General features: G+C 68.7%; 11 protein-coding genes. 9 read left to right on the top strand and 2 right to left on the bottom strand.

From position 1 onward, the window contains the following. Positions 1-12 precede the first annotated feature (12 nt). The 9 genes from AB5J49_RS36450 (at position 13) to AB5J49_RS36490 (ending at position 12,309) form a co-directional block, all read left to right on the top strand. Entirely contained in the window at positions 13-936 is a 924-nt protein-coding gene (locus tag AB5J49_RS36450; RefSeq protein WP_369173107.1) for a carbohydrate ABC transporter permease, read from the top strand. 14 nt (positions 937-950) lie between these two features. Further along, entirely contained in the window at positions 951-1,880 is a 930-nt protein-coding gene (locus tag AB5J49_RS36455; RefSeq protein WP_369173108.1) for a carbohydrate ABC transporter permease, read from the top strand. Positions 1,881-2,090: 210 nt separating this feature from the next. Next, the gene (locus AB5J49_RS36460) at positions 2,091-3,290 is read left to right on the top strand and encodes an ROK family transcriptional regulator (RefSeq protein WP_369173109.1); all 1,200 of its coding nucleotides are present in this window, start codon (positions 2,091-2,093) and stop codon (positions 3,288-3,290) included. 133 nt (positions 3,291-3,423) lie between these two features. Further along, on the top strand, positions 3,424-4,524 hold the full coding sequence (locus tag AB5J49_RS36465; RefSeq protein WP_369175374.1) for a sugar ABC transporter substrate-binding protein: 1,101 nt from the start codon (positions 3,424-3,426) through the stop codon (positions 4,522-4,524). 196 nt (positions 4,525-4,720) lie between these two features. Further along, on the top strand, positions 4,721-5,512 hold the full coding sequence (locus AB5J49_RS36470; RefSeq protein ID WP_369173110.1) for an ATP-binding cassette domain-containing protein: 792 nt from the start codon (positions 4,721-4,723) through the stop codon (positions 5,510-5,512). Continuing rightward, positions 5,509-6,801 (top strand): sugar ABC transporter permease, encoded by a 1,293-nt coding sequence (locus AB5J49_RS36475; protein WP_369173111.1) that lies wholly within the window; start codon positions 5,509-5,511, stop codon positions 6,799-6,801. The genes AB5J49_RS36470 and AB5J49_RS36475 overlap by 4 nt, the downstream gene beginning before the upstream one ends. A 231-nt stretch (positions 6,802-7,032) precedes the next feature. Then, the gene (gene dxs / locus AB5J49_RS36480; RefSeq protein ID WP_369173112.1) at positions 7,033-8,961 is read left to right on the top strand and encodes a 1-deoxy-D-xylulose-5-phosphate synthase; all 1,929 of its coding nucleotides are present in this window, start codon (positions 7,033-7,035) and stop codon (positions 8,959-8,961) included. A gap of 145 nt (positions 8,962-9,106) precedes the next feature. Beyond that, the gene (locus AB5J49_RS36485) at positions 9,107-10,630 is read left to right on the top strand and encodes an amino acid permease (protein WP_369173113.1); all 1,524 of its coding nucleotides are present in this window, start codon (positions 9,107-9,109) and stop codon (positions 10,628-10,630) included. A 95-nt stretch (positions 10,631-10,725) separates the two neighbouring features. After that, complete coding sequence (locus AB5J49_RS36490; RefSeq protein WP_369173114.1) at positions 10,726-12,309, top strand: ArnT family glycosyltransferase; 1,584 nt, start codon at positions 10,726-10,728, stop codon at positions 12,307-12,309. A 73-nt stretch (positions 12,310-12,382) separates the two neighbouring features. On the opposite strand, the gene AB5J49_RS36495 is transcribed toward AB5J49_RS36490, so the two are convergent. Further along, entirely contained in the window at positions 12,383-12,754 is a 372-nt protein-coding gene (locus tag AB5J49_RS36495; RefSeq protein ID WP_369173115.1) for an NTP pyrophosphohydrolase, read from the bottom strand. A 19-nt stretch (positions 12,755-12,773) separates the two neighbouring features. Next, entirely contained in the window at positions 12,774-13,685 is a 912-nt protein-coding gene (locus tag AB5J49_RS36500) for an NAD(P)-dependent oxidoreductase (RefSeq protein WP_369173116.1), read from the bottom strand. Positions 13,686-13,755 lie beyond the last annotated feature (70 nt).

The raw sequence follows: 13,755 nt of genomic DNA on the forward strand, positions 1-13,755 counted from the left end.
CCGGGAAGCACCATGCAGCACGGCAAATACCGATTCATCGTGGGCTTCCTGGCCCTGCCCGTCATCGTCTACGCGGTCTTCGTGATCTCGCCGTTCGTCCAGGCCTTCCAGATCTCGCTGACCGACTGGTCGGGGCTCGTCGGCACGGCGAAGTTCGTCGGATTCGAGAACTTCGAAAAGCTGTGGCACAACGAGGACTTCTGGAACGCGCTGTGGCACAACGTCTACATGCTGGTCGCGGTGCCGATCGTGACGCTGGGGCTCGGCCTGTTCTTCGCCTTCATGCTCAATGTCGGCGGAAAGCGACGCAAGAACGAAGTCATCACCGGGGTCGCGGGTTCTAAGTTCTACCGTTTCGTCTTCTTCTTCCCGCAGGTCATCTCCATCACCATCATCGCCGTCATCTGGTTCAACATCTACAACCCGGACCCGCAGGACGGCATGCTCAATTCCCTGCTGGGCGCGGTCGGTCTGGACAGCCTCCAGAACGCCTGGCTGGGCGAGAAGAGCATGGCCCTGCTGTGCATCATGGCGGTGATGATCTGGTCCCACGTCGGCTTCTACGTCGTGCTGTTCTCGGCGGCGATGGCCTCCATCCCGCGGGACATCTACGAGGCGGCGCTGCTGGACGGCGCGGGCCGCTTCCCCACCTTCTTCAGGATCACCCTGCCGCTGCTGTGGGACACCGTGCAGACCGGCTGGGTGTACATGGGCATCATCGCCCTGGACGGCTTCGCCCTGGTGCAGATCATGTCGGTCAACATGGGCGGCCCCGACGGCGCCACGGACGTCATGCCGCTGCGCCTGTATCTGACGGCGTTCCGCGACAGCCAGTTCGGCTACGCGTCCGCGATGGGCGTCGCGATGCTCATCGTCACCATGACGTTCGCAGTGCTCACGATGCGCTTCGCGCGGCGTGAGCGGATCGAGTTCTAGGGGTACGGGGCGACATGACGACGGACACGAACACCGAAACGGTCACCAAGGCGGACGAACCCCGTCCGAGCGTCACCAAGAAACTGGGCGCGACCGACGGCCGCAGCTCCGAGGGCGGCGTCCTCCATGTCTTCTCGCACGGCATGCTCGTCGTGTGGGCGCTGATGGTCGGCGTGCCGCTGCTGTGGGTGCTGTGGAGCTCCTTCAAGACGAGCAACGGCATCCTCTCCGACCCCTGGGGGCTGCCGACCTCGCTGCACTTCGAGAACTGGGCCAACGCCTGGAACAAGGCGAACATGGGCCAGTACTTCCTCAACACCGCGATCGTGGTGGGCGGTTCGGTGACCGGCACGATGGTGCTGGGCTCCATGGCCGCGTACGTGCTGGCCCGGTTCACCTTCCCGGGCAACCGGTTCATCTACTTCATGTTCGTGGCCGGCATGTCCTTCCCGGTGTTCATGCTGGTCATCCCGCTGTTCTTCGTCCTGCGGGACTTCCCGGGCAGTTCGCTCCTCGCGACGTACCAGGGACTGATCCTCGTCTACATCGCCTATTCGCTGCCCTTCACGGTCTTCTTCATGACCGCGTTCTTCCGCACCCTGCCGACGTCGGTCGCGGAGGCGGCGCTGATCGACGGCGCTTCGCACACGCGTACGTTCTTCCAGGTGATGCTGCCGATGGCCAAGCCGGGTCTGATCAGCATCGGCATCTTCAACTTCCTGGGGCAGTGGAACCAGTACCTGCTGCCGATGGTCCTCAACCAGAACGAGGACAAGTACGTGCTCACCCAGGGCCTGGCGATGATCGCCCTGCAGCAGGGCTACGAGAACGACTGGGGCGCCCTGATGGCCGGCATGATGATCGCGATGCTGCCGGTGCTGATCGTCTACTTCATCTTCCAACGGCAGGTGCAGGCGGGTCTGACGGCCGGTGCGCTGAAGTAAACGCTCTCTGTTCGCTCCACCGTAAGCACCACATCACCCCACGTCACGCGTGAGCCGCCCCACACGGGGACGGCTCACGCGCGCGTGCGCACACTCCCGGATCCGGTTCAACCTCTTGACGGGAGGCAACCCGAACGGCTCAGCTTAGAGTTCACTAGTTGGACACGTAACGGGGCCTCGTCGAAGCGGTCCCGCGCGCAGGAGGTCGTCGTGGAGACTCCGGGGTCGCAGTCGTCGCTGCACCGAGCCAACCTGGAACGGGTGGTCCGGGCCGTCCGGCTGGCCGGATCCCTCACCCAGGCGGAGATCGCGAGGACGACGGGTCTGTCCGCGGCGACCGTCTCCAACATCGTCCGGGAGCTCAAGGACGGCGGAACAGTCGAGGTCACGCCCACTTCGGCGGGTGGCCGCCGGGCCCGCAGCGTCTCGCTGAGCGGGGACGCCGGGATCGTCATAGGGGTCGACTTCGGCCATACGCATCTGCGCGTCGCGGTCGGGAACCTCGCCCACCAGGTACTGGCCGAGGAGTCCGAGCCGTTGGATGTCGACGCCTCCTCGGCGCAGGGCTTCGACCGGGCCGAACAGCTGGTCAACCGGCTGATCGAGGCGACCGGCGTCGACCGGTCCAAGATCGCCGGAGTGGGTCTGGGTGTGCCCGGCCCGATCGACGTCGAGTCCGGCACCCTGGGCTCCTCCGCGATCCTCCCGGGCTGGATTGGCACCAAGCCCGCCGAGGAGCTGCGCGGTCGGCTGGGCGTGCCCGTGCACGTGGACAACGACGCCAACCTGGGTGCCCTGGGGGAGATGGTGTGGGGCAGCGGGCGGGGCGTGCGGGACCTGGCGTACATCAAGGTCGCCAGCGGTGTCGGCGCCGGTCTGGTCATCAACGGCAAGATCTACCGGGGCCCGGGTGGCACTGCGGGAGAAATCGGGCATATTACTCTTGATGAATCCGGCCCGGTCTGCCGCTGTGGAAACCGGGGCTGCCTGGAGACCTTCGCGGCCGCGCGCTATGTGCTCCCGCTGCTCCAGTCCAGTCATGGCACCGATCTGACGATGGAAGGCGTCGTACGGCTGGCCAGGGACGGAGACCCGGGCTGCCGTCGGGTGATCGCCGACGTCGGCCGTCACATCGGCAGTGGAGTCGCCAATCTCTGCAATCTCCTGAACCCGAGCCGCGTGGTCCTGGGCGGTGATCTCGCCGAGGCCGGTGAGCTGGTGCTCGGGCCGATCCGGGAGTCCGTCGGCCGCTACGCCATCCCCAGCGCGGCGCGTCAACTGTCCGTTCTCCCCGGGGCACTTGGTGGTCGTGCGGAGGTGCTCGGCGCGCTGGCGCTCGCGCTCAGCGAGATGGGCGATTCAACCCTTTTGGACGGCACGCTGCACGCGGCCACTCCTGTCTTCACTTAGAGAACGGATGGCACCGTTGCCAACCCGTTAAGGATTTACTTCTTGACGTCGCACGTGTGGCCGAGTTGACTTCCAGCCACCTCGGCCGCAATGTCGCGGCCTCGTCAGGGAGGTTTCTGAAGTGAACACGCGTATGCGTCGTGCCGCCGTCGCCGTTGCCGCTGGTGCGATGGCCGTCTCGCTGGCTGCCTGTGGCAGCGCCGAGGAAGCCGGTGGAAACAACGACTCCACCGCCTCCGCCGCCAAGGGCGATGACATCAAGGTCGGTCTCCTGCTCCCGGAGAACCAGACCGCGCGCTACGAGAAGTTCGACCGGCCTCTGATCGAGAAGAAGATCAAGGAGCTGACGAACGGCAAGGCGACGATCGACTACAACAACGCCAAGCAGGACGCCAACCTGCAGGCGCAGCAGGTCGACACCATGATCACCAACAAGGTGGACGTCCTGATCCTGGACGCGGTCGACGCCAAGGCGATCAAGAACTCCGTCCAGAAGGCCGTGGATCAGGGCATCAAGGTCGTCGCCTACGACCGCCTGGCCGAGGGCCCGATCAGCGGTTACACCTCGTTCGACAACGAGGAGGTCGGCAGGACCCAGGGCGAGGCCCTGCTGAAGGCCCTGGGTGACAAGGCCACCAAGGACTCCAAGATCGTCATGATCAACGGCTCGGTCACCGACCCGAACGCCGCCCAGTTCAAGAAGGGCGCCCACTCCGCCCTCGACGGCAAGGTCACCATCGCCAAGGAGTACGACACCAAGGAGTGGAAGCCGGAGAACGCCAACTCCGAGATGGAGGCGGCGATCTCGGCGGTCGGCAAGAACGACATCGCCGGCGTCTACTCCGCGAACGACGGCATGGCCGGCGGTATCATCACCGCCCTCAACGCCGCCGGCATCAAGGTCCCGGTCACCGGCCAGGACGCCGAGCTCGCCGCCGTGCAGCGCATCGTCGCCGGTGACCAGTACATGAGCGTCTTCAAGTCGTACCCGCAGGAGGCCAACGCCGTCGCCGAGATGGCCGTCGCGCTGGCCAAGGGCGAGAAGCTGGACTCCATCGCCAAGGACAAGGTCTCCAGTGGCAGCGCGAAGGACGTCCCGTCCGCGCTGATCCCGGTCGTGTCGCTGACCACGGACAACATCAACGACACGGTCATCAAGGAGGGCTTCTACACGGTCCCCGAGATCTGCACGGCGAAGTACAAGAGCGCCTGCGACAAGATCGGCCTCAGCTAAGCAGCATCAGGTCCCTTTCCAGGTGCGGGAATTCGTCCTTGAATCTCCGCACGGGACATGACTCCTCCGGCGCCCCGCGCATACGTCAGCCCCGCAAGCTCGGTGCGGGGCGCCGGACGGAATCCCGCGGGTATCCCCCGCCCACCCACCCTGCATTCTCTGCACAACCCTTCCGCCGGGTCAGGCGGCGAAGGAGATGGTTCACGTGTCCGCTACGCCCGTGCTGGCGTTGCGCGGGGTCTCCAAGCGATTCGGTGCCGTCCAGGCGCTCACCGATGTAGAGCTTGAGGTCCACGGCGGTGAAGTGGTCGCCCTGGTGGGCGACAACGGCGCCGGAAAGTCCACGCTGGTCAAGACGATCGCCGGCGTGCACCCCATCGATGAGGGCGTCATCGAATGGGAGGGCAAGGCCGTTTCGATCAACCGGCCGCACGACGCCCAGAGCCTGGGCATCGCGACGGTCTACCAGGACCTCGCGCTGTGCGACAACATCGATGTCGTCGGCAACCTGTATCTGGGCCGTGAGGTCCGCAAATGGGGTGTGCTCGACGAGGTCGAGATGGAGCGCCGCTCACGCGAGCTGCTCCAGACCCTGTCGATCCGCATCCCCAGCGTGCGCATCCCGATCGCCTCGCTCTCCGGCGGTCAGCGCCAGACCGTGGCCATCGCGCGCTCCATGCTCGGCGAGCCCAAGCTGGTCATCCTCGACGAGCCCACCGCCGCCCTCGGTGTCGAGCAGACCGCGCAGGTCCTCGACCTGGTCGAGCGGCTGCGCGAGCGGGGCCACGCGGTCATCCTCATCAGCCACAACATGGCCGATGTGAAGGCCGTCGCCGACAAGGTCGCCGTGCTGCGCCTCGGCCGCAACAACGGCGTCTTCGAGGTCAAGACGACCTCGCAGGAGGAGATCATCTCCGCCATCACCGGCGCCACCGACAACGCCGTGACCCGCCGTGCGGCGCGCACGACCGGGGAGGTTTCCAAGTGAGCATCGAAAAGACCTCCGCGACGGCTCAGGACCACGATGTCGTCAACACCGAGGCCGCCGCGGCCGCGGTGACCGCGGTCGACCCGCGCCTGCTGGTGCAGGAGCAGGGCCTGGCCGGTTACATCGGCGAGTTCAAGCGCAAGATGAAGGCCGGTGAGCTGGGCTCCCTGCCGGTCGTCCTCGGCCTGGTCGCCATCTGCGTCATCTTCCAGAGCCTGAACTCCGCCTTCCTGTCCGCGCAGAACATCAGCGACATCACCGTCACGATGGTCGGCACGGGCATGATCTCCGTCGGCATCGTCTTCGTGCTGCTGCTCGGCGAGATCGACCTGTCCGTCGGCTCGGTCAGCGGCGCGTCCAGCGCCATCGCGGCCGTCCTCGCGGTCAACCAGGGCTGGCCCGAGTGGGCGGCCGTGCTCTTCGCCGTCGCGGCGGGTGTCGTCATCGGCGCGGCGCACGGCTTCTTCTTCGCGGTGCTGGGCGCGCCGGCCTTCGCCGTCACGCTGGCCGGTCTGCTCTTCTGGCTCGGCTTCATGCTCCAGACGCTGGGCGAGAACGGCACGATCAACCTCGACAGCGACGGCCTGATCGGCAAGCTGACGACGTACTTCTTCACGGATGTCGCGGCGGCGTACGGCCTGGCGGCCGCGATGACCGCGGTGTTCTTCATCACCTCGTTGCTGAGCAACCGCCGCCGTGACGCCGCGGGGATTCCGTCCCGGCCGCTGAGCGACACCATCCTGCGGACGGTGCTGCTGGGCGTGGTCTCCTTCGCCGCGGCGATCATGTACAACCAGTACAAGGGCCTGCCGCTGGCCACGGTGATCTTCCTGGTGTTCCTGGTCGGCACGGACTTCCTGCTGCGGCGTACCTCGTACGGCCGGAAGATCTTCGCGCTCGGTGGCAGCGTCGAGGCGTCGCGTCGTGCGGGTATCAACGTCACCGCGGTGCGGATCTCCGTGTTCGCGATCTCGGGCGGGTTCGCGGCGATCGGTGGTCTGTTCCTGGCCTCGAAGATCGCGTCCGCCAACCAGAGTGCCGGCACGGGTGACCTGCTGATGAACGCCATCGCCGCGGCCGTCATCGGTGGCACGTCCCTGTTCGGCGGTCGCGGGCGTACGTGGAACGCGCTGCTCGGTGTGCTGGTGATCGTCTCGATCCAGTACGGGCTCCAGCTGGAGTCCATCGCCGAGCCGGTGAAGTACATGATCACCGCGGGTGTGCTGCTGACCACGGTGGTCATCGACTCCATCACCCGTAAGACGCAGAAGACCGCGGGGCGCGCGTAGCGCGGAACGCAGTAGCGCCGTAGGGGCGTGGGTGAGCTGGCGGGTGCCGGTCCGTTGGGGCTGGTCGCGCAGTTCCCCGCGCCCCTTCGCGGCGTTGTAGTACAGGGCGTTGATGGGTAGAGCCGAATGCGTGATGTACGACTCCCGGGCCGGGAACCTTCCGCCTGAGCGGAACATTAGACTCGACAAGCCCGGCAACAGCTCGAACAGCTCTACTGCAAGGAGGCACGGGTGCCGCTGCTGACCCGCATCACGGGACCGCGCGATCTGGACCGGCTCAGCCCTGAGCAGCTGGACCAGCTGGCAGAGGAGATCCGGACCTTCCTCGTCGAAGCGGTGTCCAAGACCGGCGGCCACCTCGGCCCCAACCTCGGTGTGGTGGAGCTGACCATCGCCCTGCACCGGGTCTTCGACTCGCCCAAGGACAAGGTGCTCTGGGACACCGGCCACCAGTCCTACGTCCACAAGCTGCTCACCGGCCGCCAGGACTTCAGCAAGCTGAAGATGAAGGGCGGCCTGTCCGGCTACCCCTCGCAGGCCGAGTCCGAGCACGACGTCATCGAGAACTCGCACGCCTCGACCGTCCTCGGCTGGGCCGACGGCCTCGCCAAAGCCAACCAGCTACGCAAACGCGGCGACCATGTCGTCGCCGTCATCGGTGACGGCGCGCTGACCGGCGGTATGGCCTGGGAGGCGCTGAACAACATCGCCGAGGCCAAGGACCGCCCGCTCGTCATCGTCGTCAACGACAACGAGCGGTCGTACGCGCCCACCATCGGCGGTCTCGCGAACCACCTGGCGACGCTGCGCACGACCGACGGCTACGAGCGCTTCCTCACCCGCACCAAGGAGATCCTCGACCGCACCCCGGTCGTCGGCAAGCCGCTCTACGAGACCCTGCACGGCGCCAAGAAGGGGCTCAAGGACTTCATCGCGCCCCAGGGCATGTTCGAGGACCTCGGCCTGAAGTACGTCGGCCCCATCGACGGGCACGACATCGAGGCCCTGGAGTCGGCCCTCGCGCGCGCCAAGCGGTTCGGCGGGCCGGTCATCGTGCACTGCCTCACCGAGAAGGGCCGCGGCTACCAGCCCGCCCTCCAGGACGAGGCCGACCGCTTCCACGGCATCGGCCCCATCCACCCCGACACGGGCCTGCCGATCAAGGCCTCGGGTGCCGACTGGACCTCCGTCTTCGGCGACGAGATGGTGCGGCTCGGCAAGGAGCGCGAGGACATCGTCGCGATCACCGCGGCCATGCTGCAGCCGGTCGGCCTGAAGAAGTTCGCGGACGCCTTCCCGGACCGGATCTACGACGTCGGCATCGCCGAGCAGCACGCCGCCGTGTCGGCCGCGGGTCTGGCGACGGGCGGTGTCCACCCCGTCTTCGCCGTCTACGCCACCTTCCTCAACCGCGCCTTCGACCAGGTCCTCATGGACGTGGCGCTGCACAAGTGCGGTGTCACCTTCGTGCTCGACCGGGCCGGCGTCACCGGCACCGACGGCGCCTCCCACAACGGCATGTGGGACATGTCGATCCTCCAGGTCGTGCCCGGCCTGCGGCTGGCCGCCCCGCGCGACGCCGACCAGGTGCGGGCGCAGCTGCGCGAGGCCGTCGAGGTCAAGGACGCCCCGACCGTGGTCCGCTTCTCCAAGGGCGCCGTCGGCCCCGCCGTCGCCGCCGTCGGCCGCGTCGGCGGCATGGACGTACTGCGCGAGCCCGGCACCGACACCCCCGACGTGCTGCTGGTCTCCGTGGGCGCCCTCGCCCCCATGTGCCTGGAGATCGCCGGCCTGCTCGACAAGCAGGGCATCTCCACCACCGTCGTCGACCCGCGCTGGGTCAAGCCCGTCGACGAGGCCATGGCCCCGCTCGCCGAGCGGCACCGCGTGGTCGTCACCGTCGAGGACAACTCCCGCGTCGGTGGCGTCGGCTCGGCGATCGCGCAGGCCCTGCGGGACGCGGGTGTCGACGTCCCGCTGCGTGACTTCGGCATCCCGCCGCGCTTCCTCGACCACGCCTCCCGCGCCGAGGTGATGGCCGAGATCGGGCTCACCGCCCCCGACATCGCCCGCCAGGTGACCGGGCTGGTCTCCAAGCTGGACGGCCGGTTCGACCGCACGGCGGCCGAGGTCGACTCGGTGGAGCCCGCGCGCGACTGACATCTTCATGCGGCCGGATGGGCCGGTTTCTCCACCCGTGACGGTGGCGAAACCGGCCCATCTGTGTGAATCCGTCCGCGCCGGGGCATGCGTACCACGCCCCCTCTCGATCATGTCGAGGACGACAAGCGTGGGAGGTAAACCCGTGAGCAGCAGTCTCTTCCGGACGAAGAGAGTCGAGCAGTCCATTCTCGACACCGAGGAGCCAGAGCACGCGCTCAAGAAGTCCTTGTCCGCGCTGGATCTGACCGTCTTCGGTGTCGGTGTCATCATCGGCACCGGCATCTTCGTCCTGACCGGTACGGTCGCCAAGAACAACGCCGGACCCGCGGTGGCCCTGGCGTTCGTCGCGTCCGGCGTCGCCTGTGCGCTGGCCGCGCTCTGTTATGCCGAATTCGCCTCCACGGTCCCGGTCGCCGGGTCCGCCTACACGTTCTCGTACGCCTCCCTCGGCGAACTGCCCGCCTGGATCATCGGCTGGGACCTGGTCTTGGAGTTCGCGCTCGGCACGGCGGTGGTGGCCGTCGGCTGGTCCGGCTACATCCAGTCGCTCATGGACAACGCGGGCTGGGAGATGCCCGCGGCCCTGGGCAGCAGAGAGGGCGCCGACACCTTCGGCTTCGACATCCTCGCCGCCGCGCTCGTCCTCGTCCTCACCTGCATCCTCGTGGTCGGCATGAAGCTGTCGGCGCGGATCACCACCCTGGTCGTGGCCATCAAGGTGACCGTCGTCCTCGTCGTGATCATCGCGGGCGCGTTCCTCATCGACGGCAACAACTACGACCCCTTCATCCCGAAGCAGAAGGCCGTGGAGGCGGGGGAGAGTCTCCAGGCGCCACTGATCCAGCTGATGTTCGGCTGGGCGCCCTCCAACTTCGGCGTGATGGGCATCTTCACCGCCGCCTCGGTCGTGTTCTTCGCCTTCATCGGCTTCGACGTCGTGGCCACCGCCGCCGAGGAGACCAAGAACCCGCAGCGCGACATGCCGCGCGGCATCCTCGGCTCCCTCCTCATCTGCACCACGCTGTACGTCGCCGTGTCGATCGTCGTCACCGGCATGCAGCACTACAGCAAGCTGTCCGTGGACGCCCCGCTCGCCGACGCCTTCAAGGCCACCGGGCATCCCTGGTACGCGGGCTTCATCAGCTTCGGCGCCGCCATCGGCCTGACGACCGTGTGCATGATCCTGCTCCTCGGCCAGACGCGTGTCTTCTTCGCGATGAGCCGCGACGGACTGCTGCCCCGCTTCTTCTCCCACGTCCACCCGCGGTTCAAGACCCCGCACCGGCCGACCATCCTGCTCGGCGTGATCATCGCGGTCCTCGCCGGCTTCACCCCCCTGACCGAACTCGCCGCCCTGGTGAACATCGGCACCCTGTTCGCGTTCGTGGTCGTGGCCATCGGCGTGATCATCCTCCGCAGGACCCGCCCCGACCTGCACCGGGCCTTCCGCACCCCGTGGGTGCCGGTCATCCCGATCCTGTCGGTGTGCGCCTCGCTGTGGCTGATGATCAACCTGCCTGCCGAGACATGGGTGCGGTTCGCCATCTGGATGGTGGTCGGGTTCGTCGTGTACTTCCTCTACGGCCGCTCCCACAGCCGCCTCGGACTGCGCGAGGAGACGGCCGTCGGCGACGTCGCGAAGCCGCCGAGAGGAGACACCCCGTAGGCGAAACCAGCGGGTGACGCGTGGTCAACCCGCTGCTCACCGGCCCCGTATGTCCTGCTTCGGCAGGGACTGCGGGGCCGGATAGCGTTCACCCCATGCTCGCCGAGCTCCTCGCACCGCCACGCTCCGTGTCCGAACCGAGCGCGGAACGCGGCTACTGGAGACGACTGCTGCCCACCCTGACCCTGCTGGCCTGCGTCACCCGCGCCCCCTCCTTCACCCGCCCGCTGTGGAACCCCGACGAGGGCTATCTCGCCGTACAGGCACGGTTGCTCGCGCAGGGCGGGGAGCTCTACGACACGGTCGTCGACCGCAAGCCGCCGCTGGTGCCGTGGCTGTACCAGGCCGCGTTCGCGGTGGCCGGGTCCGGATCGCTCACGTCGGTGCGGGTCCTGGCGGTCGCGGCCCAGCTGCTGACCGCCGTGCTGCTGGCCTCGCTGGCCCGCCGTCGCTGGGGCGATACGGCGGGTGGGACGGCCGGAGTGCTGTATCTGCTGGTCTCGGTCGGGCTCAACCCGGAGGACGCCCAGGCCGCGACCTTCGAGGTGTTCATGCTGCCCTGCACGGCGGCGGCGATGTGGTGCGCGGACCGGCGCCGGTGGGGTGCGGCGGGCCTGGCGGTCGCGGGCGCCTTCCTCGCCAAACAGACCGGCGGGGCGGTGCTGGTGCCGGTGATGTGGCTGTGCGTGTCGGCCAGGGGGTGTCCGCTGGAGCAGGTCGGCTGCAGGAAACGGATCCTCGCGGCCAGGCCGAGCCGGGGGCGATGGGGGAGCGTGCAACTGCGAGCCCGCGACGCCGGCCTCATCCAGCAGGCACCCTCCAGGGAGGTCCGGGCCGGGCGACTGGCGCGGTTGGGCGCCGGGGTGGTGGTGCCGGTGCTGGGCGTGGCCGCGGTGACCGACCCGGCGGGGTTCCTGTTCTGGACGGTCACGGGGTCGGGGGCGTACGCCTCCTTCACCGGCTCCGAGATCCACGTCCTCGCACGGGGGCTGACGAACGCGGCGATCCTGACGCTGGCGTGCGCCGGACTGATCCCGCCGGTGCTACGAGTCCTGCGGCTGGCCCGCACGGGCGCCGCGGACCTGTGGATGTGGGCGGCCGCGTCGGCCGGCGCGGTCATGCTCGGCTTCCACTTCTTCGGCCACTACTACCTCCAACTCCTCCCGCCCCTCACCCTGTTGGCGACGGCCGCGCTGCAGATCCTGCCGCGCGAGCGGATGACCCACGCGGTCCTGACCTCGGCCTGCTGCTGCGCTCTGTTCCTCACCTGGGGGCTGCTCGCGCCCCGCCCCGAGCTCGACCACGCGACGAGGCTGGCGGACGAGGTGGCGATCCGGACCGAGCCGCAGGATCGGGTCCTCGTCTGGGGCATACACCCCGAGACCTACTGGCTGGCCGACCGCAGACCCGCGAGCCGTTACCTGACGGCGGGGCTCCTGACCAACTACAGCGGCGGACGCGACGGCCCACAGGTCGGCGAGCGGTACGCGGTTGACGGGGCGTGGGCGGTCTTCGACGAGGAGATGACCGAGCGGGCGCCGACGCTGGTCGTCGACGACTCGCGGGGGAAGCCGTACGGACCCCAGAGGGTGCCCGGTCTGCGGCGGCTGCTGTCGGCGCGGTACGAGGAGGCGGGGGTGGTGGACGGGGCGGTGCTGTACGTACGGAACCGCACCTAGTCAGGGAGCCCCCGTACCTGGCCGACGTACGGCAGCCGCCTTCGGCCGTACCGTACGGCCCGGCTTGGATCGGCTATGGCCGTACCGTACGCGGCCCCGCCACCTCCGCGCCCAACTCCGTCACCCTCCGGCGCAGTTCCCGGTCCGCGGTCACCACCAGACAGGGCCGCCCACTCGCCCGCGCGACGAGCTCGACCATGTGATCGTCCCCGCTCCCGGCGGCGGACTCCACCCGCACGCCCGGCACGGTCTCCACGCCGCGAGCGGCCCCCTCCACCACGAGCACGATCTCGACCGGCCCCGCATGCCCCGGCACCCCGTCAGCAGCCAGCCGGTCCCGCAACCGCTCCGCGGCCCCCCGCCGATCCCGCCACCAGCCGTCGGGCACCGACCCGACGACATTCGCGGCGTCCACGATCACGAGCAGGGGGTCGTCCTCAGTCATGGGGCAAGGGTCGCACGGCTCACTCCGCGGCCTTCCTCTCCTCCTCTGCCGCCTCCTCCTCGAAGCTGGCGAAGTACGCCGCCGCCATGTCCTCGTCCCCGTGCCCCTGCGCGGCCGCCCGCTCGAAGCGCTCCGCGCTCGCCGCGGCCACGTCCAGGCGTACGCCGTAGCGCTCGCCCGCCGCCACGATGAGCCGGGCGTCCTTCGCCGCCGTGGTCACCGCGAACTGGGCCGGAGTGAGCCCGTCGTTCAGCACCAGCCCGGTCTTGGCCCGCAGATACCCCATGTCGAGCGGGCCGCCGTCGATCACCTCGAAGAAGCGCTGCGGATCCACGTCCAGGGCCTTGGAGAGTGCCAGCACCTCACTGGCCGCGTTGGTCACCGCGAGCACCCAGCTGTTGGCGACCAGCTTCAGCCTGGTGGCCGTGCCCGCCCCGCCGTCCTCGCCGGTCCACACCGTACGGGCGCCGACGGCGTCGAACACCGGCGTCACCGCCTGCCGCCCCTCGACCGGCCCCGCCGCCAGCACGGTGAGCTGACCGGCCTCGGCGGGCTGGCGGGTACCGAGCACGGGGGCGTCGTAGAAGACGAGGTCGTGGTCGCGGGCGAAGGCGGCCAGGTCGGCGATGGCCTCGATGCCGGCGGTTGTCGACTGCGCCCAGGTGGCACCGGAGCGCAGCGCGGGCGCCGCCGCACGCATGACGTCCAGGGCGGCGGGGCCGTCGTAGAGCATGGTCAGGACGACGTCGGCGCCTTGGACCGCCTCGGCGGGGGTGTCGGCGACGAACGCGCCGTCGGCGGAGAGGGGCTCGGCCTTGGCGCGGGTGCGGTTCCAGGCGCGGACGGTGTGTCCGGCCCTGGCGAGGTTGCGGGCCATCGCGGCGCCCATGATGCCGGTGCCCAGGACGCTCACGGTGAGCTTGTCGGTCATGACGTCGACTTCCTGTTCTCGTACGGAGGTTGCTGGGGTCCAGCTTGCCCGGGGGCGGGGCGGGCCGGCG

Source organism: Streptomyces sp. R28, assembly GCF_041052385.1.
Taxonomy (GTDB): domain Bacteria; phylum Actinomycetota; class Actinomycetes; order Streptomycetales; family Streptomycetaceae; genus Streptomyces.